We start from the raw sequence: 20,000 nt of genomic DNA, 5'->3' as shown, positions 1-20,000 counted from the left end.
CAGCGCCGCCGTCGATGAATGCCTTATAGAGCGACCCCCTCATGACTGTCAACGGCTCCTTTCAAAATTTTTCACGAAACCGTCGTGAAAATTATATCCATTTGAAAAATAACGGATAATATTTCCTCCGGCGGGCGTGTCGTTCCGGGGATGACGGTTTTTCTACGAGCGCGGCGCCTCGGAAAGCCAGCGTCGGCTCTGCTGCGCCGGCAAAGCGATAGATAAAACCCGAGCGCCGCGGCGCTTACCTCGGCTTAATGCGCGGAAGGCTAAGCTCGCGCCAAAGCCTTTTGACGGGAGCCCCCATGGCTGGTTTCGCGCCCAATGTCGTCATCTGCATCGACCACGCCTCCGTCACCGGCGGCCAGGCCAAAGTGGCGATCGAGAGCGCATTGGGTCTCGCCGCCCATGGCGCTCGGCCGATCGTCTTCGCCTCGGCTGCGCCGGTGGACGAGCGGCTCACCGCGGCCGGGATAGAGGTCGTCTGCCTCGGCCAGCATGATCTTCTCGGCAATCCGTCGCGGATCGCCGCCGCCTTTCAGGGCACATGGAACCTGCGCGCCGCCAAAGCGCTGGGCGATTTGCTCGCCCGCCTGCCGCGCGACAATACGATCGTCCATGTGCATGGCTGGGCCAAGGCGCTGTCGCCGGCCATCGCCGCGCCGATCCGCGCCTCCGGCCTGCCGCGCGTCTACACGCTGCACGAATATTTTTTGTTCTGCCCCAATGGCGGCTTCTACAATTACCAGAAGCACGAGCTCTGCCGTCTGGAGCCGCTCTCCGCCGCCTGCTGGGCGACGGCCTGCGATGCTGTGAATTATCCGCGCAAGATCTGGCGCAGCGCCCGCCTCGCCTATGCGCGCGGCCCCGCCAAATTCGCCGAGCTCTTCGCCGATTACATCTGCATCTCGAATTATCAGGAGGAGATCATCGGCCGCTATCTGCCCCAAGGCGTGCGGCTGCATCGCGTGTCCAATCCGGTGGACGCCCAGGACCTCGGCCGCAAGAGCGACCCGGCCTCGGGGGATTTCATCTTCGTCGGGCGCCTGTCGCCGGAAAAGGGCGCCTTTCTCTTCGCCGAGGCGGCGGCGCGCGCGGGGGTCGATCCGGTCTTCATCGGCGATGGGCCGATCGCCAATGAGCTACGCGCGCGCTATCCGCAGGCGCGCTTCCTCGGCTGGCTGCCGCCGAGCGAGGCGCGAGCGCATATGCGCGCCGCGCGGGCGCTGGTCTTCCCCTCGCTGTGGTACGAGGGCCAGCCCCTCACCGTCATGGAGGCGAAGGCGATGGGAACGCCTGTCATCGTCTCCGACGTTTGCGCTGGACGAGAGGAAGTGACGGATGGCGAGACCGGCCTGTGGTTTACGAGCGCCAATGTCGAATCGCTCGCTGGCGCGCTGACGCGGATGAAGGATGACGCACTGGTCGCGCATCTGTCGGCGGGCGCGCACGCCGCCTATTGGCGCGATCCGCCGACGTTGGATCGGCATATCGAGCGCATTCTCGCGGTCTATCGCGAGATCGCCGAGCGCCACAAGACCGCGGCGTGAGGCGTAGCTCTTCCTGATTTCGTCATTTGTGACGATGATATTCGTCGCGAAGACGTGTGTGCGCGGACTTCCTTCTCTTTCGAGCGCCATTCGTCTCGACGGAACTCCCGGCGCCGGCAAAATGAACGCAGCGTTCCTGCGTCCTGCGACTGCCGACGCATGAAAATTCTCGATATGCGCTACATGATAGAATGAATTGACGAATAGTATTGCATATATGAAATAGCAGTTCTTAATATATACGATGCTTGCGGATTTAATTCTATAGACATCGCCATCGATATTGAAATGAATGGCAATTTGTCCTTGCAGAAGCTCGAATATAACGCTTAAGCTGCGAATAATTCAGCCAGAAGGCCGTCGATCGACATCGGCCGGCGCGAGTGTTCGCGTGTTCGCGGCAACACCAATTCGTTCTTTTCCGAGGAGAATAGCCATGACTTTCCTTCGCGCCGACCTCCGCCCCGCTCGCGCCGCCTCTCCTTCGTTGCATCGGATGACGAAACGCCTCGGCGCGAGCGTGCTGGCGCTGGCGGCGGCGATCATGTCCCCGGCGGCGCGCGCCCTCGATGGCGGCGAGCAGAAGCCGCGCGAGGCGGCGATCGAGGACGTCATCGTGACCGGCACGCGCGACTATGGCGTCAAGGCGCGCGAGAGCACGGCGCCGATCACTGTTGTGAGCGGCGAGCGGCTGAAGGCGACGGGACGCACAAATCTCGTCGACGCGCTGCAGCGGCTGGATCCCTCCTATTCGATCTATGGCGTCGGCGGCGACATCAACAATCTGGTGCGCTCGCCGCGGCTGCGCGGCCTGACCGCCAGCCATGTGCTCGTGCTCGTCAACGGCAAGCGGCGGCACGGGACCGCCAATCTGTCCTCGACCGGCTTCACCAAGGGCGCGGCCGGCGCCGATCTCGATCTCATTCCCGTGGCGCTCGTCGATCATGTCGAGATTCTGGAGGACGGCGCCGCCGCCCAATATGGCTCCGACGCCATCGCCGGCGTGATCAACGTCATATTGAAAGCCGATTCCGAGGGCGGCGGACTCTCCGCGCTCGTCGGCTCCTATGGGCAGAGCTACAATCCCAACACGCATGGCAATGGGCTGACGCGCAATCTCCAGGCGGACAAGAGCTTCGCGCTCGGCGATCAGGGCTTTCTGACGCTCGGCGCCGACATCACCTCGCATCTGCACAGCAATCAGACCGGCCCGGACCGCACGCAGGACGGAACCGGTCTGCGCGTCGGCCCCGGCACGCCCTATCCTTGGGTCGATCCCAACGTCTCGGCGATCATAGGCGATCCCGCCTATATCACCGGCTCGGCCGGCCTCAACGCCGGATATGAGCTGGACAATGGCGTCCAGCTCTATCTCTTCGGCACGGGCGCGGGCCGGCGCGGCGAATCCTTCCAGAACTATCGCGCGCCCAATCTCAACGGCGCGGCGGGGAACAAGATCATCGACCCTTCGGGCTTCGTTCCCGCCGAGACGATCCACGAGGAGGACTGGTCACTGAGCGGCGGCGCCAAGGGCAAGGTCTTCGACGATGTGCGATGGGATCTCAGCCTGACCTACGGCTCCGACAAGATCGACGTCGGGCTGAATCGATCCGCCAATGTCGCGCTGTTCAACGACACGCTCACAGCCTTCGGCGCCGGCTGGACGCCGCGGCAATTCTACATCGGCCAATATTTCCGCACGCTGCGCACCATCGATCTCGATCTCGGCAAGGAGTTCGCGCCGAGCTTCCTGCCCGCGCCCGTCAATGTCTCCGTCGGCGCAGAGAATCGCCACGAGACCTATGCGGTCCGCCAGGGCGACTTCTTCTCCTATTATTCCTCCGGCCCTGCGGCCTGGGTCGGCATCCGGCCGACCGATGCGAGCGACCACAGCCGCGAATCCTTCGCCGGCTATGCGGACATCAGCAGCAAGCCGCTGCCCGATTGGAAGATCGACATCGCCGGCCGCTACGAGACGTTCAGCGACTTCGGCGACACGATCAACGGCAAGCTCTCGACGCGCTACGACATTTCCCCCGCGATCGCGCTGCGCGGCACCGTCAGCACCGGCTTTCGCGCTCCCACGCTCGCAGAGCAGTTCTTCTCGCAGACGACCGTCTCGCCGACCACCGCCAATATCGTCCTGCCGCCCAACTCTTCCGCGGCGAGCGTCGCCGGCGCACAGCCGCTCAAGCCGGAAAAATCGACGAATATCAGCCTCGGCGTGGTGACCGAGCCGCTGCGCGATCTGCATGTCTCGGTCGACGCCTATCAGATCGACCTGCGCGATCGCATCGTCGCGACCGGCAGCCTCACCGGCCCTTCCGCGCTCGCCGCCATCGCCGCGAGCGGCAATACGTTGCAGGCGGGCGCGACAGGCACGGTCAGCTTCTTCGTCAATGGCGCCTTCACGCGCACGCGCGGCGTCGATGTGAAGGCCGATTACGCTTACGACCTCGGCCCCTATGGCGCGCTGCGCTTCGACGCCGCGGCGAGCTTCCTCGAGACGACGATCCTGTCCGTCTCGCAGTCGCCGGCGGCGTTCAACGGCGCGCCGCTGCTCAACGCCGCGGCGCGATCGAACATCACCGATCTCACGCCACGAACCAAGGTCATATTCGGCGGGTCCTACAGCTATGACGCCTGGACGTTCTCGCTGCACTTCACGCAATATGGAAATGTGAGCTCGGTCGTCGCCTCGCCGCTCACCGGCAGCGCGCCCTTCTACACCAATGTCATCACGCCGAAATTCATCACGGACGGCGAGATCGCCTATGATTTCGGCTCGGGCCTGAGTGCAGCGATCGGCGGCAACAATCTCTTCGGCGTGCGGCCCGATCAGACCCTGCCCTGGACGCGCAGTCTCGGCGCCGCGATCTTCCCGACCTTCTCGCCCTTCGGCGTCAATGGCGGCTACTACTACGTGCGCGCGTCGCTGAAGTTCTGACGCTCAGCTCGCGAGCCGCGTCGCATCCTCTTGCGCCGCGGCCTCTTCCTTCTCGGCGCGGCGCGGCAGGCGCGCGAGCATGCCGAGCAGAGCGCGGTCGCCGAGCACGACCAGCCGCTCGCCGCGGTTGAGCCATTCGACCGCATCCTCGAGCGCTTCCGCATCGGCGAGCTTGGCCTCCGCCAAAGCGCGATCGGCGGAAACCATTCCGCGCTTGCGCGGCGGGCGCGCCGGCAGCCAGGCCTCGTGCAGCGTGCGCAAATCGGGATCGCCATGGATGGCGACGAGGCAATTCTCCTCGTCCTGTCCGGCGCGCGCCAGCAGACGATGCAGCGCGCGGCCCTTACGCGCGATCTTGGGCGTCGTCGTCTCCTCCGGCGTCACCAGCACGCCGGCGCGGCGGAACACGAGGCCGAGCCAGCGCTGGCCGGTGATATAGGAGATGCCGATCGCCAAAATGAGGCCGGCGATGGTCGGCGACATCCAGGCGACGAGCGAGGGCGAGATCATCAGGCCGGCGATCAAGGTCAGCGCGCCGAGCGCCACATGCCATTGATGGCGGCGCACGATAGCGTTGAAAGGAACCGAGCCGTCGTCGCGCCGCTGCGGGTCCCAGCCGGTGTCGAAGCCGAACAGAATGTGGAAGACATGGCCCGTCTGGATCAGCATCATGATGGGCGCGAGCAGCGCCGACATCAGCACCTCGAACAGAGTCGAGACGAGCAGCATGATAATGCCGCCGGAGCCGCGCCGCGTCTCGCGATCGATCATCGCGAGAATGAGGCCGAAGAATTTCGGCGCCAGCAATATCGCCATTGTGAGCGCGAACAGCGCTAGCGAACGTTCCGCGTCGAAGCGCGGCCACACCGGGAAGAGCGTGAATTTGGCGGTGAAATATTCCGGCCGGAAATAGCTCGCCTGAAAGACGAGCGCGATGCCGACCAGCAGCTGGCAGAGCCATAGCGGCGAGGTGAGATAGCCGAAGATTCCGGTGAGGAAATGCTGCCGCGTCGCCCAGTGGAATCCGCGCGCCCCGAGAATGCGCGAATGCTGCAGATTGCCCTGGCACCAGCGGCGGTCGCGGATCGAGAGATCGATCAGCGAGGGCGGGCTCTCCTCGAAGGAGCCGCCGAGCGTCGGCATCATGTAGACGGCGTAGCCGGCGCGGCGGATCAGCGCCGCCTCGACGAAATCATGGCTGAGAATATGTCCGCCGAAGGGCGGACGCCCCTTGAGATCGGGCAGGCCGCAATGATGCGAGAAAGCCTGCGTGCGGATGATCGCGTTATGACCCCAATAATTGCCGTCGCGCCCCATCCATTGCGCGAGGCCGGCGGCGATGACGGGACCATAGATGCGCGCCGCGAATTGCTGCACGCGCGCGAATAGAGTGTTGCGATTGATGATGAGCGGCAGCGTCTGGATGATGCCGGCGTCGGGGTCGGCCTCCATCGCCGCAGCGAGACGCACGATGGCGTCGCCGGCCATCAGGCTGTCGGCGTCGAGCACCACCATATGCTCATAGGCGCCGCCCCAGCGCGTGACGAAATCGGCGATATTGCCGGCCTTGCGGCTCGTGTTCTTCTCGCGGCGGCGATAATAGACACGCGCCTGCGGCCCCAGCCTGCGGCGCATGGCGGCGAAGGCGCGCTCCTCGGCGATCCAAATATCGGGATTCGTGGTGTCGGAGAGGAAGAACCAGTCGAAATGCCCGCCGAGGCCGGTCGCCTCCACATCCTGCAATATGGCCTGCAGCGCGCCGAAGACGCGGCTCGGCGCCTCATTGTAGATGGGCATGACGACGGCGGTGCGCGCTGTGAGCGTTTCCGGCGGCGGCGGCGGCCTCCGCGCGAACAGCAGCGCGACGAAGCCGACGACGGCGCTGGCGAAGGAGAGCGCGATCCAGGAGAAATTCAGCACGAAGAGCGCGAGCAGCGCCCATTTCAGCGTCGTGACGCCGCCGACGTCGATGACGCGGTACATCTCGTAGCCGCCATAGGCGGTGAGCGCGAGGCCGCCGCCGAAGGTGACGAAACGCGAGATCCAGGGCGTGCGCCAGAACTTCGGCGCCAGGCGGCGGCGACGCTCCTTCGCCTTGAAGCGCCAGAAGGATTGCGTCGGCATCTCGAGCCGGCGCTCCGCCGGCATGGGCGGCGCGGCGGCGGGATCGACGGGCGGCGTCGGCGGGGCGGCGACGTCCGGCGGAACGGGTTCGACGAGGGAGAGAGCTACACCGTCCATCTATAGAGCCAGGTTTCGCTGATCGGCTCGTCGCCCGATTGGAGGACGAGGCGCAGCTCGCAAAAGGTCTCGCCGGCGGGATCGACGTCGAAGACGACGCGGCATGTCTTCGCCTTCGGATTGGGATAGATGCGAATGTTCGTCGCCGATCCGGGCGATGTCGTCAAGGCGGGCCGCAAATTGGCGACACGTTGCGGATCGCCCAGATTGTCGCCTGCAAACTGGACGATAAAGCGGCGCAGTTTCGGCGACGGCGCGCGGCCGCCGAAAGCCGCGACGGCGACCGCGAAAGGCGGGCGCGCGGGCGGGCTCCAGCACCAGAATTGCCGATAGGCGAAAGTCGCTTCCTTGCCCGCGGCGAGCGGCTGCTTGGGCCGCCAATAGGCCACGATATTGGCGTTCACCTCCGATTCGGAGGGGATCTCGACGAGCTGCACCGAGCCCTCGCCCCAATCGCCGATCGGCTCCACCCACAGCGAGGGACGCAGCTCCCAATGCTGTATGTCGTCCTGATAGGTCTCTATGTCACGGTCGCGCGTCAAAAATCCGAAGCCCTTCGGATTGGAGTCGACAAAGGCCGAGATTTGCAGCGTCTCGCGGTTGGAGACCGGGCGCCAGAGCCATTCGTCCTTGCCGGTGAGCATTTGCAGCCCATTGGTCTCGGCGACGAAGGGGCGCGGATCATCGGAACGGCGATGGTCGAGCGGGGTGAACAGCGAGGCCGCCGCCGCGCCGCCGAGCCCCAGATGATCGATGGCGACGCGCGGAAACAGCGTGAATTCCGCGTCGATGATCGTCGCCTCGCCCGGCCGCAGCGTGAACAGATAGGCGCCCGTGACGCTCTGCGAATCGAGCAGAGCGTGAATGACGAGGGCGTTGCCGGCGAGCGTCGGCTTCTCGATCCAGAAGCTGCGGAAGACGGGAAACTCCTCGCCGCGGGGATCGGCGGTGCGGATGGAGAGGGCCCGGGCGGTGACGCCCAAAGTCTGGCCGCGGGCGAGCGCGCGATAGAAGCTCGCGCCCTGGAAGAGAGCCAGCTCCGTGTCCGGCGCCCCGGCGCTCTGAGGGGCGAGGATGCGAAAGCCGGAGAAACCGATGTCCGGCAGCTTGTCGCCGACTTTCAGGCCGCCATAGTCGAATTTGGCCTGGTCATAGACGACGCGCTTGGCGACCCTGTCCTCGACGACATAGAGCTCGACCGGCGCGCCGAAGATGAACCCCCTATGCAACGGCTCGAGCGAGAAGCCTCGATTCTCGCCGCTCCATATGGCCGCGCCGGCCTTGGTCTTTATGCCGACATATTGCTCATAGCCGAGATTGGCGAAAGGCTCGCGCAGCTCCGCCGATGGGGCGGCGAAGGGCCGCTTGGCGAGCGCGCGGGCGAGCTCGACCACCACTTCACGGCCGAAGACGGCGGGCGCCGGCGGCGGCGGGGCCGACGGAGCCGATTGGGCGAAAGCGCGGCCGCCGGAGACGCCGCCGGCGAGCGCGGTCAAGGAGGCTTTCAACAGGTCTCTGCGTACGAACATGCGGGACCGGGACCCGTGACTGACGAAGGAGCGGGAAAAAACGGCGGACTTGTCTATCGGATATACCTGAAAGACCGGACTTCGGAACACGAAACTTTCTTTTTTGGTTGCGCGGAGGAAACCTCGCGCCGAGCCTGCGCTTGCTCCCCCGCCCGCGAATCTGCCAAGACGAATATGATCAGGACGAATATGAACGAGAGGAAAACGGCGCCGGGGACCGCCCCCGCTGTCCCCTCCCCGCCATGAGCCAGAGGCCGCGCAGCAAGATGGAAGCTCGATCGACCGACCGCCGCTCCCTCGCCGTAATACTCGCCGCCGGCGAGGGCACGCGCATGAAATCGCGCCGGCCCAAGGTCCTCCATGAGGTCGCCGGGCGATCCATGCTCGGCCATGTGCTGGCCGCCGCGACCGCTCTGGACGAGATCGCCGTCGTCATCGGCGCCGGCAAGGAGGATGTCGCCGCCGAGGCCCGCCGCCAGCGGCCGGACGCGAAAATCTTCGTTCAGGAGAAGCAGCTCGGCACCGCCCATGCCGTGCTGGCGGCGCGGGAGGCCTTCGCCGGGGCGGACGATATCGTCGTGCTCTTCGCCGACACGCCGCTGGTGCGCGCCGAGACGATCGCCGCTTTGCGCGCGGCGCTGGCCGAGGGCGCCGCCGTCGCCGTGCTCGCCTTCGAGGCCGCCGATCCGCACGGCTACGGCCGGATACTCTGCGACTCAGAAGGGCGCCCCGCCGCCATTCGCGAGGAGAAGGACGCGAGCCCGGCCGAACGCGCCTGCCGGCTCTGCAACGCCGGCTTGATGGCCATATCCGGCGAAAAGGCGCGGGCGCTATTGGACGGGATCGACTCGGCCAACGCCCAAAGGGAATATTATCTCACCGATATCGTCGCCCGCGCCGCCGCGGCCGGGCTGGGGACACGGCTGGTGGTCGCGGCGGAGGAGGAAGTTCTCGGCGTCAACGACCGGGTCCAGCTCGCCCGCGCCGAATCTGTCGCCCAGGAGCGCCTCCGCCGCGCCGCCATGCTGGGAGGCGCGACGCTGATCGCCCCGCAAACCGTCTTTCTCTCCCATGACACGAAGATCGGCCGCGATGTGACGATCGAGCCCGGCGTCGTCATCGGCCCGGGCGTCGAGATCGCCGATGGCGCGGTTATTCACGCCTATTCGCATCTCGAGGGGGCGCTGGTGGGCGAGCGGGCCACGGTCGGCCCCTATGGGCGGCTGCGGCCGGGCGCCAGGCTCGCGGCGCAGGCCAAGGTCGGCAATTTCGTCGAGATCAAGGGCGCGGACATCGGCGAAGGCGCCAAGGTCAATCATCTGACCTATATCGGCGACGCTTCCGTCGGCGCGCATTCCAACATCGGCGCCGGCGTCATCACCTGCAATTACGACGGCTTCTTCAAATATCGCACCATCATCGGCGAAAACGCCTTCATCGGCTCCAATTCGGCTCTGGTCGCCCCGGTGACGATCGGCGACGGCGCCTATGTCGGCTCCGGCTCGGTCGTCACCAAGGACGTCTCGGCGGACGCCCTCGCCGTGGCGCGCGGCCGGCAGATGGAGAAGCAAGGCTGGGCGGAGAGCTTCCGCCGCGTCCAGAAGGCGAAGAAATCGGGCAAGTGATCTTCTCCGGCAGCGATCTCCAACCACGCCAAACGTATCTGCGAGTGATACAAGCGCCTTGCTTTCCGTATCTCTGAGCGATACATAATGGCCGGCGACAAGGCTGCTTATGATCCGATCATTCCGGGACCGGGCGACTGAGGCTCTTTTCCGCGGGCGGCTTCCGAAGGGATATCCCGCGGACGTGTTCAAGGCAGCGCGGCGTAAGCTGGAAATGCTCAACGCCGCGGCTCGGCTCGACGACCTGCTCATTCCGCCGGGCAACCGGCTCGAGACGCTGTTCGGCGATCGGGCCGGACAACATTCGATCCGCGTAAACGACCGCTGGCGCATCTGCTTTGTCTGGACCGACGCCGGCGCAGAACAGGCCGAGTTCGTAGACTATCACTGAGCAGGACTAGAACCATGGCGAGCGAGATGGAGATCGTCGAGACGCTTCCGCCGATGCACCCGGGCGAAGTGCTACGGGAAGAGTTCCTCGAGCCGCTCGGCCTATCCGCCGGGCGCGTCGCCAAGGCTTGCGGCGTGCCTCGGACGCGAATCGAGCGTATCGCCAGTGAAGAGATCGGGATCACCGGCGACACGGCGGCGCGGCTGGCCCGCTTCTTCGACACGACGGCGGAATTCTGGTTGAACCTACAGGTTCGCTATGAGCTGGCGACGGTCGAGAACGCCGCCCACGCCGAGCTGGCGAAGATCACGCGGTTCGAGGCGACGGCGGCGATGAAGGCCCGCCCAGCTTCATCGGTCGAAAAAAAATTATAGCCGAACCAAAAGTCGCAGCGACCCTTGCATCCGCCCTCGCCAAAGCTCGTCGCTCGCGACGGGCGTCCTCGAGGACGCCCTATGCCGGAGCCACTTCTCCCGCGAACGGGAGAAAGAATCGCGTCCTGGCCGGCTCCGAGAAATGCCCTAATGCTCTGTCTAGGATAATCGTAACCGAAATCGCGGTAATCTGATCGCCCCCGAGCGCTTGGACCGAGGAGACATTTGCATGTGCGGCATCGTCGGCATTCTCGGACGCGAGCCCGTCGCGCCCTCTCTCGTCGAGGCGCTGAAGCGGCTCGAATATCGCGGCTATGATTCCGCGGGCGTCGCGACGCTGGAAAAGGGCAAGCTCACGCGCCTGCGCGCCAGCGGCAAGCTGCGCAATCTCGAGGAGAAGCTTTCCACCTCGCCGCTGCTGGGAACGAGCGGCATAGGCCATACGCGCTGGGCGACGCATGGCCGCCCCACCGAGACCAACGCCCATCCGCATACGAGCGGCGGGCTCGCTGTGGTCCACAATGGCATCATCGAGAATTTTCGTGAATTGCGCGAGGAGCTGACCGGCAAGGGTCATGTCTTCGCCACCGAGACGGATACGGAAGTGGTCGCCCATCTCGTCGGCGAGGAGCGCAGCAAGGGCGCCGCGCCGCGCGAGGCGGTCGCGGCCGCGCTCGCTCGGCTGGAGGGCGCCTTCGCCCTCGCCTTCCTCTTCGAGGGCGAGGAGGATCTGCTGATCGGCGCCCGCCGCGGCGCGCCGCTCGCCACGGGCTGGGGCGACGAAGGCGTCTATCTCGGCTCCGACGCTCTTGCGCTCGCGCCTTTCGCGCGTCAGATCGCCTATCTCGAGGAGGGCGATCATGTCGTGCTGACGCGCGAGAAGATCACCTTCTACGACGTCGCCGGCAAGGAGTCGGAGCGCCGCCGCCAGCCGTTGCAGGCGGGCTCCTTCCTCGTGGACAAGGGCAATTACCGCCATTTCATGGCCAAGGAGATTCACGAGCAGCCGGAGGTCGTCGGCCGCACGCTCTCGCATTATCTCGATCTATCGGCCGGCGAGGTGCGCCTACCCTTCACCCTGCCCTTCGACCCGAAAAAACTGTCGCGCGTCACCATTTCGGCTTGCGGCACGGCCTATTACGCCGGGCTCATCGCGCGCTATTGGATCGAGCGCTATGCGCGACTCGCGGTGGATATCGATATCGCCTCGGAGTTCCGCTATCGCGAAGCTCCGCTGGCCGAGAATGGGCTGATGATCCTGGTCTCGCAATCGGGCGAGACGGCCGACACGCTGGCCGCGCTGCGCTACGCCAAGGCGCAGGGTCAGCACATTCTCTCCATCGTCAATGTCGAGACCTCGACCATCGCGCGCGAGAGCGACACCGTGGCTCTGACGCTCGCCGGCCCGGAGATCGGCGTCGCCTCGACCAAGGCCTTCACCTGCCAGCTCGCCGTTTTCGCCTGCCTCGCCATAGCGCTCGGCCGCGCCCGCGGCGTGCTGAGCGAGGCGGATGAAAAGCGCCTGGTGCGCGAGCTGGCGGCGACGCCGGGCCAGATGGCCGGCGCCCTCGCCCGCGAGGCGCTGGTCGAGCCGGTGGCCCGCGATGTGGCGCGCGCCTCCAGCGTTCTCTATCTCGGCCGCGGCGGCGCCTATCCGCTGGCGCTGGAAGGCGCGCTGAAGCTGAAGGAGCTCTCCTATATTCATGCGGAAGGCTATGCGGCCGGCGAGCTGAAGCACGGGCCGATCGCGCTGATCGACTACGCCATGCCGGTGATCGTGCTGGCCCCGCCGGACGCGACGCTGGAGAAGACCGTCTCTAACCTACAGGAGGTCGCCGCGCGCGGCGGTCATCTCATCCTCATCGGCTCCGCCGCGGCGCGCCAGGCGGCGGCGGCCGAGCTCGCCGGCTTCATCGAGCTGCCGGAGATCGCCGGCGCCTTCGCGCCGCTGGTCTATGCCGTCCCCGTGCAATTGCTCGCCTATCATGTGGCGGTGTTCATGGGGAAGGATGTGGACCAGCCGCGCAATCTGGCCAAAAGCGTCACTGTGGAGTGAGGCGTCCGCTCCCCTCATCCTGAGGCGCTTTTTGCGGAACGCAAAAAGCCTCGAAGGATGCTCCAGAAGGCGCAGCGGCCCATCCTTCGAGACGCGGCCTACGGCCGCTCCTCAGGATGAAGGGTTCGGCTTGCCGTCGCGAACGACAACGCGTCACAGCCGCTCGATCTTGCGGGCCGCCTCGTCGATGAGATCGGCGACCTGAAACAGCAGCTCCTTGTCCGGCGCGCCGGCGAGGCGCTGCTGCAGCACGGTCTTGAGATTGCCCATCGCCCGGAACACGGGCCCCGTGTCGACGCCCGCGCTTCTGGCGCGCAGCTCCTCCAAACGGGCGAGCGCCGTCTCCGCCTCCTTGCGATTCTCCGCGAGATGGGCCTTGCCCGCATCGGTGATCGCATAGAGCTTCTTGGCGCCCTCGGTCGGCTGGACCTCCACCTGTCCCAGCTCCTCGAGCAGGGTCAGCGTCGGATAGACGATGCCGGGGCTCGGCGCATAGGCGCCGCCGGTGCGCGTCTCGATCTCGCGGATGACGTCATAGCCATGGCGCGGCTCGCTCTCGAGCAGCAGCAGAATCACCAGCCGCAATTCGCCGCCCTCGAACATCCGCCGCCGTCCGCGGCCGCCGCCCCGCTCGCCCTCGCCGGGACCAAAGCCATGCCGCCCGCCGGCGCCGCGCATACCGCGGCCGCCACGGCCGAAGGGCTCGTCCCCGCCGCCGCGCATTCCCCTCATCCAGCCTCGCATCCAGCCGAAGGCCGGATGATCGCCGTGATCGGAATGTATGTGTTGATGCCTCATAAATGTGTCTCCTTTCGTTTAGACAGCTCTAAGATATATCTTACAACCATCTCGTCAAGCCCCTTCCGCGAGAAAGGTTGCGCCGGGAGTCGAGGCGAACGAGACGCGCGGCGGGAAAAAGCAGTCAGGAGGGGCGACTTGAAAGATCGGCTCTAGGCGGCGCGCAGGCCTTTGGGCGGGCGCCGGGCGCCGCCGACGTCGAAAAAGTCGGTCATGTCGCGCAGCGCCCGCGCGCGCTCAGCGAGCATGTGACTCGCCGCAGTGCCGTCCTCGACCATTGCGGCGCTGTGCTTGGTCATTTGATTGAGCTCGCCGATAGAGGCGTTGATCTGCTGCAGCGCGGACGCCTGCTCGCCGGTTGCGCGCGAGATTTGCCGCACGGCGCCGTCCAGCGCATTCACCTCGCTGACGATCGCCCGCAGATCGCGCGCCACATTGCTCACCAGCTTCACGCCCGCGCCGACGGCGCTGCTCGACTCGCCGATCAGCAGCTTGATCTCCTCGCCCGCCTCGGCGGAGCGCAGAGCGAGCTGGCGCACCTCCTGCGCGACAATGGCGAAGCCCCTGCCCGCGGCGCCCGCGCGCGCCGCCTCCACGCCGGCGTTGAGCGCCAGCAGATTGGTCTGCGCGGCGAGCTGGTCGATGACCGAGAGAATCTGCGCCACCTGCAACGACGAGGTCTCGATCTTCGCCATGGCGCCGATCGTCTCGTCGACGAGCCCGCCGGAGGCCTCCGCCTTGGCGCGCGCCGAGGCGACCAGCGCATCGGCGCTCGCGGCGTTTTGCGCCGTCGCGCGCAGCGCCGCGGTGATGCCGGCAATGCCGGTCGTCATCTTCTCGAGATTGCCGGCCTGGCCTTCCGCGCGCTGCGCCAGAGCGTCGGCAGCATGCGCCATCTCGCCGGCCTGCGCGGTCATGTTCTGCGCCGCCTCCGTCACCAAAGCCATGCCGCCGCGCAATGTCTCCAGCGAATGATTGAAGTTGACGCGCAGCGCCTCGTATTGCGGCCCGAAGGCCTCGCTGATGCGATGGGTGAGCGCGCCATTCGACAATTGCCGCAGCCCATGGGCGAGCGTCGCCACCACCGCCTCGGTCGCCCGGCTGGCGGCGGCCGCCGCCTCATCGGCCGCATCCTTGGCGATGGCCGCGCGGCGGAATGTCTCGACGGCGCGCGCCATCTCGCCGACATCGTCGCGCCGCTCGCAATGCGGCACGAGGCCGCTCTTGTCGCCATTGGAGAGCGCGTTCACGCGGCTCGCGATCTCGAGCAGCGGCCGCGCTATGGCCGAGCCCGTGCGCCAACCGCCGAGCGCCGCGACAATGCCGGTGAGCGCCGCGGCGACCAAAATCCGATCGGCGATGCCGAGCGTCGTCGCCGCCAATTGCGCCTCGGGCGCGCTGAGCACGAGACTCCAGCCGAGACCGCGAAATCCGATGACCGGCGGCAGCTTCGCATAGACCGCCGACAGTCCGTCGATATTGCGGGATATCGCCTTCTCGGCGCCGATCTCGTGGCCGAGCCGATCGATCATCGGCGCCGCGGGCCTGCCGATCGCCTCGACCGGAAACGCGCCCGCGCCGACGCCAGTCGGCTGGAAGACGAGCAATGTCTTATGGCTCGCATCGACGAGATCATACCGAATATGGGAGCCGCCGAGATCGCCGCCGACGATGCTCATGCGCTCATATTCGCGCCGGACATAGCGGCGGAACATGTCGAGATCGACGAAGCTCACCCAGACGCCGATGACCTCGCCGTCCTTGCCGAGCGCGCGCGCAGCGATGGGAAAGGCGAAATCGGGCTCGGCCGATCGCGGAAGAATGTCGTTCACATCGATGAGCGTGTCGATGACGACATTGGTCGCGCGCTTGTTCTCGAGCACGGTCTTGCCGGTCATCGCATCGACGAACCAGCGCTCGCCGGCGAAATTCTGCGCATAGAGCGCTTGCGTCGGCAGCGGCTCGCCATCCTTGTCCTTGGTGTTGACGGCCAGCACCGAGCCGTCGCGCCCCAGCAACATCGTCAGATTGCTGTTTCGCTGCGTGGCGATCCAGCCGTTCATGAATGTGGCGATGGGGCTACGCCCATCGACGCGCCGCCAATTCTGCGACTGCCAGATGATGGGCTGCGCCGTCGCCTGAATGACCGCATCGGCGGCGAAATCGCCGAGCGCGCGATTGATCGTGGCGCCGAGATCGAGCGTCGCCATGCGCAAGGGCGAGAAGGACACATTCTCGAGATGCGGCGCGACGGCCAGCTCGAAAAACGCATAGAGAAACAAAATCGGCAGGACGCTGAAGCCGATCATCGCCACGGTGATCTTGGTCGCGATGGTCGCGCCGCGCATGTTCGTTCCTTCTCCAGCAAGCGACGGCGCAAGGCCGATCGGGGCCGACCAATGTCCGACCAGCCCTCGGTCGGACGTAAAGAGACAAAGCTGCGCGCTGCTTCGAAACGAAAATTGTTTCTGCACTTTTACGGTTTTAGGTAAATAACTTTCTAACATGCGCCTCAGCGGCCGAGCGTCGCATGGGCGCGGCGCGGGTATTCGGGCGCGGCGCGTGAACTTCCAGCGCCGCCGACCAGCCGACGTCCGAGGCCGCCGAAACCAGACCATTCGCATTTTTCTGAACTCTCCCCCGCCAGATCGATATTTATCTATTTTACATGAAGAAGACAGCAGGCTCTGCTTTCTCTCATCGCCGGCGCGCTCGACGAGAAGCTTTGCTCCTTTCGCTAAAAAATTTCCGCCACAGCGGCATAAATAGGAGTTCGGCGCTGCCGCACAGCGCGTCTGGTGCAAAAACAAGCTGAAAGCCCACCGTTTCAGCGTTGCGCGAATTCGCATTCGTAATGTAAATACAACATATATCTAAGGCTGAGCCGATTGCGAGCCTTTAAGAAGCGCCGGCGAAGCGTCCTCATCGACGCTCAGGGGCTTCTGGCGCGCGCCTCGGCTCGCATTCGATACGAGGGTTTTTATGCGCTCGAGCTGTGATGCGAGACAAAAATGGCTCCGCCACGGAGACGCAGCGCACCTATACGGGCGTCGAGGATGTCGGCGCCGGCTATTATGCGACCTATGACATTTCGCAGAACGAGCAAGGACAGATCGGCGCAAGAGAAGAGAAATGGAGTGAAGCGTGGCGTATCTCCTCAGTGAAGGTAGCGAGCAATTCGATCGAAGCTTTCTCGCCACGAGCGAGCAAAAGCTCGCCGATGTGATCCTCGCGGCCTTGCCGGATTCGGTCACGCCGCTGCGGCTGACCAGGATCGGCGTCATTGGCGCCGTCATCGCCGCGGCGGCGCTGATCGGCTGCCGCTGGTCGCATGCATGGCTGCCGGTCTTCGTCGCCGGAATAGTCCTCAACTGGCTCGGCATGGCGCTCGACGGACCGCTGGCCCGACGCCGCGCGCTGACGCATCCTCGGCTCGACGCCATCGGCCAGACCAATGATCTGATGTCGCAAGTCCTGCTGATCGTGATGTTCGGCGCGTCGCCATTTCTATCGCTTCAATCGGCCTTGGTCATTCTCGCCTGCTATCTGCTCTTCTCGGCCTATAATTACGTGCGCACGATCGCGCTGCAGGCGCGCCCGATGACCTATATCGGGATCGGCCCGACCGAGTTCCGCATTCTCATGACCGCATGGCCCTTTGCAGCGCTGGCCGGCGGCATAGATGCGACGGCGCCGGGCGGCGCGACCCGGCTGGACGCCGCAATGCTGATCCTCGCCGCGATCGGAGTTGCGGGACTTGCCGTGAAGGCGCTTGCCGACGCAAGGCGGCTCGCCGCGGAGGAGTGAGTCTGGAAGAGACAACGGCGCGGCCGTAAGGCGCGGAGACGCGCCGGCGGACCTTCGGCCTTGGTCACCGCGAAAATTCAGCCGAATCCCTCTCGTTAGTTGCTCAGTCGACGGGCGATGGGAACGAAGGACGGAAGAGGAATGCTATCCCCCGTCGGTCGGCATATCGTGAAGTCCTCGGGCTCACGCTCCACCATCAGCCTGGTCGCGGCGTCATTCGCCAGCCTCGCCCTGTCAAACCACTTTTCGGCGACGCGCTGCTTCAAATCGGCGAGTATTTTCATGTCATCGGGCGTAGCAAACAGACTGTTGATGGCTCGGACGCCTTCCGTCCCCGATACGATATCTGCGTCGCGCGCGAGAATGACGTGTATCCAACCATATGCCGTCATTGCCGCATAATACTTGTCCGCCATCGCCGTTGAGCAATTGCCGATCGGACAACGCGAGATGGCGTCGAGGACATAGCCCGTCTCCATCTTTTTGCTTTCGTAGTTCCCGAGGAATTGCTCCCACACTTTTTTGCTCCAGCCGGCGACGGGGGTTCTTCCCGGCTGATAAGGGCCATGCGGAAAGGGGGCGCAGGTCCCGGCCGTTTTCGCGCGATGGGCGACTAGAAGATTTGCGGCGACGTTCACTCCGGCGAAGCACAGGAGGAAGACGACAACGAGAAGCTTCGTGTCGAGCAGCCAATCCGGCAGCCCACGGCGCAATATCGAATGGCGGCTTTTCATGGGCAGCTTTTCTGCGTCGCGGGAAGCAAAAACGAAGCGATTTCTTTCGGAACTCCGAATCCGAACGGGCCGAAGTTCTTTGCGGACAGATATCCATTGCTCGACAGGTCCTCGACCGTCGCTATGACCGACGGGTGCAGGCCGATCGATTGCGTCTCGCTTGCCATGCCATCGACATTCGTCCCACCCGGCCTTCGAGCCCTCGACAGTCGATACAGACTCGCAATCTGTTCCGCCCTGTCATTGTGTGTTCGCAGCGTGTCGAAATAGCGCTTGAGCTGACTGGCGAATTTCGCCCGAAAGTAAGGCTGGCAAAATCGCTGGCGCTCTAGCCGGGACACGCAGGACAAATAGCCAGCGACATCCTTAATGTGCATCTGCCCGCGAGGATCTTGGACGTCCGCCGCCCACTGCTGCTCGGGGTCGACCCAATATTCGACTCGAGCGAGGGGCGTATGGATGGTCTGGGCTCCAGTCGGCATGCAAGCCTCGTCGAGACGCACTTCGATCTGCCTGATCTCTGGCGATCTACCCGCGAGCGCCTGATCGATCGCTTGTTGGCGAAGAGCGCGTCCCTCCGGGGAACGGGGCGGAACCATGCCCGTGACCGGATGGCCAATCGTCAGCGCCAGCAATTCAGGAAGGATGAAATTGTAACCTGCGTAGCAGATCGCGAACACGCCGGCGATTTTCATCAACTGTTTGACGAGTTTGAAACCTTCCGGCTTTGCACCGTCCTTTGTCTGGCTCAAAGAAAGTCTTTGGGTCTCCCCGCGGTTACGCTCATTCTCCGATTTTGTTCCGCGTTTTCCGAAGCTCATCTATCGCTCTCCGCATAGCGATGACATTCCTGCCCGACCGTCCAGTTCGGCGAGGATTTCGGTGGCGGGGAGCCGCCGAGAAACTCCTCGTTCACCTCGATCCGATCGGGCGATCGAAAGATGAAGATGCGCATTTGGCGCGGCGCGGCGTCGAACAGCTTTTTCCATTTCTCCATCGCCGCGCAAAAACGGCGCGTGCGCGCCGGCCCGTGGTTTTCGAGATAGTCGCGTGGACTGGTGAAGTCGTCCACGCCGAAGGCGCCGACTCTGAACCCGGCGAGGATGTGCTCCGGGGCATTTTTGATGTCGAAGGGAGACGGACCCTCGAAGGCGATCTTGGCGCGCTGCTCAGGTCTCGCATTCTCGATGCGCCAAACGGTCGGTCCGGCGGCGATCACGAGAACCGCCGCTGCGCCCGCGCGACCGAGATCGAGCGCGATTTCCGGGGCCTCCTTTTGGTCTTTGACGCTCGGCGGACTATCGACGATGGCGACATGAAGCAGCCGATTGTAAAGCGCCGGCTCGTCCGGCGACGTGGCCATTGCCCTCAATCGCTTGGCGCTCTTCGCAAGCCTTTTTACGTCCCCGCCGAAAATGATGTCGCGAGGAGACGCCGAACGGCGGATATTCTCCTCGTCCAGAGCGTCTAAGCTCGGAGCGTTCAGAAAAATTATCGCCGGAATCCGCCCGGCCTGCGAGACGAATCCGATCAAAGCTACAATTCCAAAAAGCAATAGAAATGGTCTCATAAATCGAAAATCCACACAGAGCCGAACCAGCCGCTCGTCGCTCTCGAGTGTGAGTCCTGAAAATTAAGAAATAGCGAAATTCATCCACGGCAAAGACTTAAACAGAGAGGGCCGACGTGAGGCGTGCGATTGGTGACAATGAAACAGATGACGCCGAACGCGAGCGTATTACGACTCGATCGACCATAGCGGCGAAGCAATCTAGGCCTTGCTTCGCGGCGCTCGCAATAGCGCACGCAGTTGGTCGCAATGTCGCGACCGATGCCTATTTCTAAGCGCTCGTCAGTTTCGGCTCGGACACCCACAATCATCGAATTCGGCGCCTTGCCGAAGGTCCTATTTTGACGCATCGCTCCCCTCCCCGCTTGACTCCCGCCC

15 protein-coding genes are annotated in these 20,000 nt (G+C 64.6%); 7 read left to right on the top strand and 8 right to left on the bottom strand.

Annotation, left to right across the window (positions count from 1 at the left end; genetic code table 11):
* Positions 1 to 305 precede the first annotated feature (305 nt).
* Together A1351_RS17240 and A1351_RS17235 are read left to right on the top strand one after the other, a co-directional pair.
* Positions 306 to 1,550, top strand: coding sequence for a glycosyltransferase family 4 protein (locus A1351_RS17240; RefSeq protein ID WP_026600191.1), 1,245 nt, complete (start codon positions 306 to 308; stop codon positions 1,548 to 1,550).
* 436 nt (positions 1,551 to 1,986) lie between these two features.
* Positions 1,987 to 4,497 (top strand): TonB-dependent siderophore receptor, encoded by a 2,511-nt coding sequence (locus tag A1351_RS17235; protein ID WP_198162448.1) that lies wholly within the window; start codon positions 1,987 to 1,989, stop codon positions 4,495 to 4,497.
* Between the two features lie 3 nt (positions 4,498 to 4,500).
* Here A1351_RS17235 and mdoH read toward each other — a convergent pair whose 3' ends face one another.
* Positions 4,501 to 6,738, bottom strand: a complete 2,238-nt coding sequence (gene mdoH / locus A1351_RS17230; protein ID WP_064033567.1) for a glucans biosynthesis glucosyltransferase MdoH — start codon at positions 6,736 to 6,738, stop codon at positions 4,501 to 4,503.
* Positions 6,726 to 8,267 carry a glucan biosynthesis protein gene (locus tag A1351_RS17225; RefSeq protein WP_064033566.1) on the bottom strand — a complete coding sequence of 514 codons (1,542 nt, stop codon included), beginning with the start codon at positions 8,265 to 8,267 and terminating at the stop codon, positions 6,726 to 6,728. The genes mdoH and A1351_RS17225 overlap by 13 nt, the downstream gene beginning before the upstream one ends.
* 266 nt (positions 8,268 to 8,533) lie before the next feature.
* Here A1351_RS17225 and glmU point away from each other — a divergent pair, with 266 nt between their 5' ends.
* The 4 genes from glmU to glmS all read left to right on the top strand — a co-directional run bounded on the left by glmU (position 8,534) and on the right by glmS (position 12,713).
* Complete coding sequence (glmU, locus tag A1351_RS17220; RefSeq protein ID WP_064033569.1) at positions 8,534 to 9,892, top strand: bifunctional UDP-N-acetylglucosamine diphosphorylase/glucosamine-1-phosphate N-acetyltransferase GlmU; 1,359 nt, start codon at positions 8,534 to 8,536, stop codon at positions 9,890 to 9,892.
* Positions 9,893 to 10,001: 109 nt separating this feature from the next.
* Complete coding sequence (locus A1351_RS17215; RefSeq protein ID WP_064033565.1) at positions 10,002 to 10,283, top strand: type II toxin-antitoxin system RelE/ParE family toxin; 282 nt, start codon at positions 10,002 to 10,004, stop codon at positions 10,281 to 10,283.
* A 14-nt stretch (positions 10,284 to 10,297) separates the two neighbouring features.
* Positions 10,298 to 10,657 carry a HigA family addiction module antitoxin gene (locus tag A1351_RS17210; RefSeq protein WP_083967396.1) on the top strand — a complete coding sequence of 120 codons (360 nt, stop codon included), beginning with the start codon at positions 10,298 to 10,300 and terminating at the stop codon, positions 10,655 to 10,657.
* A 229-nt stretch (positions 10,658 to 10,886) separates the two neighbouring features.
* Positions 10,887 to 12,713: a glutamine--fructose-6-phosphate transaminase (isomerizing) gene (gene glmS / locus A1351_RS17205; RefSeq protein WP_064033564.1), complete on the top strand. Its 1,827-nt coding sequence runs from the start codon at positions 10,887 to 10,889 to the stop codon at positions 12,711 to 12,713.
* Between the two features lie 153 nt (positions 12,714 to 12,866).
* Here the strand turns inward: glmS and A1351_RS17200 are convergent, their stop codons facing one another.
* Together A1351_RS17200 and A1351_RS17195 are read right to left on the bottom strand one after the other, a co-directional pair.
* Positions 12,867 to 13,511 (bottom strand): PadR family transcriptional regulator, encoded by a 645-nt coding sequence (locus tag A1351_RS17200; protein WP_083967395.1) that lies wholly within the window; start codon positions 13,509 to 13,511, stop codon positions 12,867 to 12,869.
* Positions 13,512 to 13,663: 152 nt separating this feature from the next.
* Positions 13,664 to 15,859 (bottom strand): methyl-accepting chemotaxis protein, encoded by a 2,196-nt coding sequence (locus A1351_RS17195; protein ID WP_064033563.1) that lies wholly within the window; start codon positions 15,857 to 15,859, stop codon positions 13,664 to 13,666.
* Positions 15,860 to 16,655: 796 nt separating this feature from the next.
* Here A1351_RS17195 and A1351_RS17190 point away from each other — a divergent pair.
* Complete coding sequence (locus tag A1351_RS17190; RefSeq protein ID WP_024878749.1) at positions 16,656 to 17,318, top strand: hypothetical protein; 663 nt, start codon at positions 16,656 to 16,658, stop codon at positions 17,316 to 17,318.
* 95 nt (positions 17,319 to 17,413) lie between these two features.
* Here A1351_RS17190 and A1351_RS17185 read toward each other — a convergent pair whose 3' ends face one another.
* The 4 genes from A1351_RS17185 to A1351_RS25660 form a co-directional block, all read right to left on the bottom strand.
* Entirely contained in the window at positions 17,414 to 18,052 is a 639-nt protein-coding gene (locus A1351_RS17185) for a hypothetical protein (RefSeq protein WP_024878748.1), read from the bottom strand.
* The gene (locus tag A1351_RS17180) at positions 18,049 to 18,873 is read right to left on the bottom strand and encodes a hypothetical protein (protein WP_024878747.1); all 825 of its coding nucleotides are present in this window, start codon (positions 18,871 to 18,873) and stop codon (positions 18,049 to 18,051) included. Before A1351_RS17180 ends, A1351_RS17185 begins: the two co-directional genes overlap by 4 nt.
* The gene (locus A1351_RS17175) at positions 18,870 to 19,415 is read right to left on the bottom strand and encodes a hypothetical protein (protein ID WP_064033562.1); all 546 of its coding nucleotides are present in this window, start codon (positions 19,413 to 19,415) and stop codon (positions 18,870 to 18,872) included. The genes A1351_RS17180 and A1351_RS17175 overlap by 4 nt, the downstream gene beginning before the upstream one ends.
* Before the next feature lie 287 nt (positions 19,416 to 19,702).
* Positions 19,703 to 20,000: hypothetical protein (locus tag A1351_RS25660; RefSeq protein WP_210178257.1), on the bottom strand; the 298-nt coding region annotated here is incomplete at its 5' end.

The sequence above is a fragment of the Methylosinus sp. R-45379 genome, from assembly GCF_001644125.1.
Taxonomy (GTDB): Bacteria; Pseudomonadota; Alphaproteobacteria; order Rhizobiales; family Beijerinckiaceae; genus Methylosinus.
Note: the sequence above shows the minus strand (reverse complement) of the source record. Positions and strands in the feature narration are given on the sequence as shown.

What these genes read in the sequence shown, in the direction of transcription:
- glmS (WP_064033564.1), top strand. Translation starts at nt 10,887, where the DNA reads ATGTGCGGCATCGTCGGCATTCTCGGACGCGAGCCCGTCGCGCCCTCT.
- glmU (WP_064033569.1), top strand. Translation starts at nt 8,534, where the DNA reads ATGGAAGCTCGATCGACCGACCGCCGCTCCCTCGCCGTAATACTCGCC.
- A1351_RS17235 (WP_198162448.1), top strand. Translation starts at nt 1,987, where the DNA reads ATGACTTTCCTTCGCGCCGACCTCCGCCCCGCTCGCGCCGCCTCTCCT.
- mdoH (WP_064033567.1), bottom strand. Translation starts at nt 6,738, where the DNA reads ATGGACGGTGTAGCTCTCTCCCTCGTCGAACCCGTTCCGCCGGACGTC.
- A1351_RS17210 (WP_083967396.1), top strand. Translation starts at nt 10,298, where the DNA reads ATGGCGAGCGAGATGGAGATCGTCGAGACGCTTCCGCCGATGCACCCG.
- A1351_RS17175 (WP_064033562.1), bottom strand. Translation starts at nt 19,415, where the DNA reads ATGGCCACGTCGCCGGACGAGCCGGCGCTTTACAATCGGCTGCTTCAT.
- A1351_RS17240 (WP_026600191.1), top strand. Translation starts at nt 306, where the DNA reads ATGGCTGGTTTCGCGCCCAATGTCGTCATCTGCATCGACCACGCCTCC.
- A1351_RS17195 (WP_064033563.1), bottom strand. Translation starts at nt 15,859, where the DNA reads ATGCGCGGCGCGACCATCGCGACCAAGATCACCGTGGCGATGATCGGC.
- A1351_RS17215 (WP_064033565.1), top strand. Translation starts at nt 10,002, where the DNA reads ATGATCCGATCATTCCGGGACCGGGCGACTGAGGCTCTTTTCCGCGGG.
- A1351_RS17225 (WP_064033566.1), bottom strand. Translation starts at nt 8,267, where the DNA reads ATGTTCGTACGCAGAGACCTGTTGAAAGCCTCCTTGACCGCGCTCGCC.
- A1351_RS17180 (WP_024878747.1), bottom strand. Translation starts at nt 18,873, where the DNA reads ATGAGCTTCGGAAAACGCGGAACAAAATCGGAGAATGAGCGTAACCGC.
- A1351_RS17200 (WP_083967395.1), bottom strand. Translation starts at nt 13,511, where the DNA reads ATGAGGCATCAACACATACATTCCGATCACGGCGATCATCCGGCCTTC.
- A1351_RS17185 (WP_024878748.1), bottom strand. Translation starts at nt 18,052, where the DNA reads ATGAAAAGCCGCCATTCGATATTGCGCCGTGGGCTGCCGGATTGGCTG.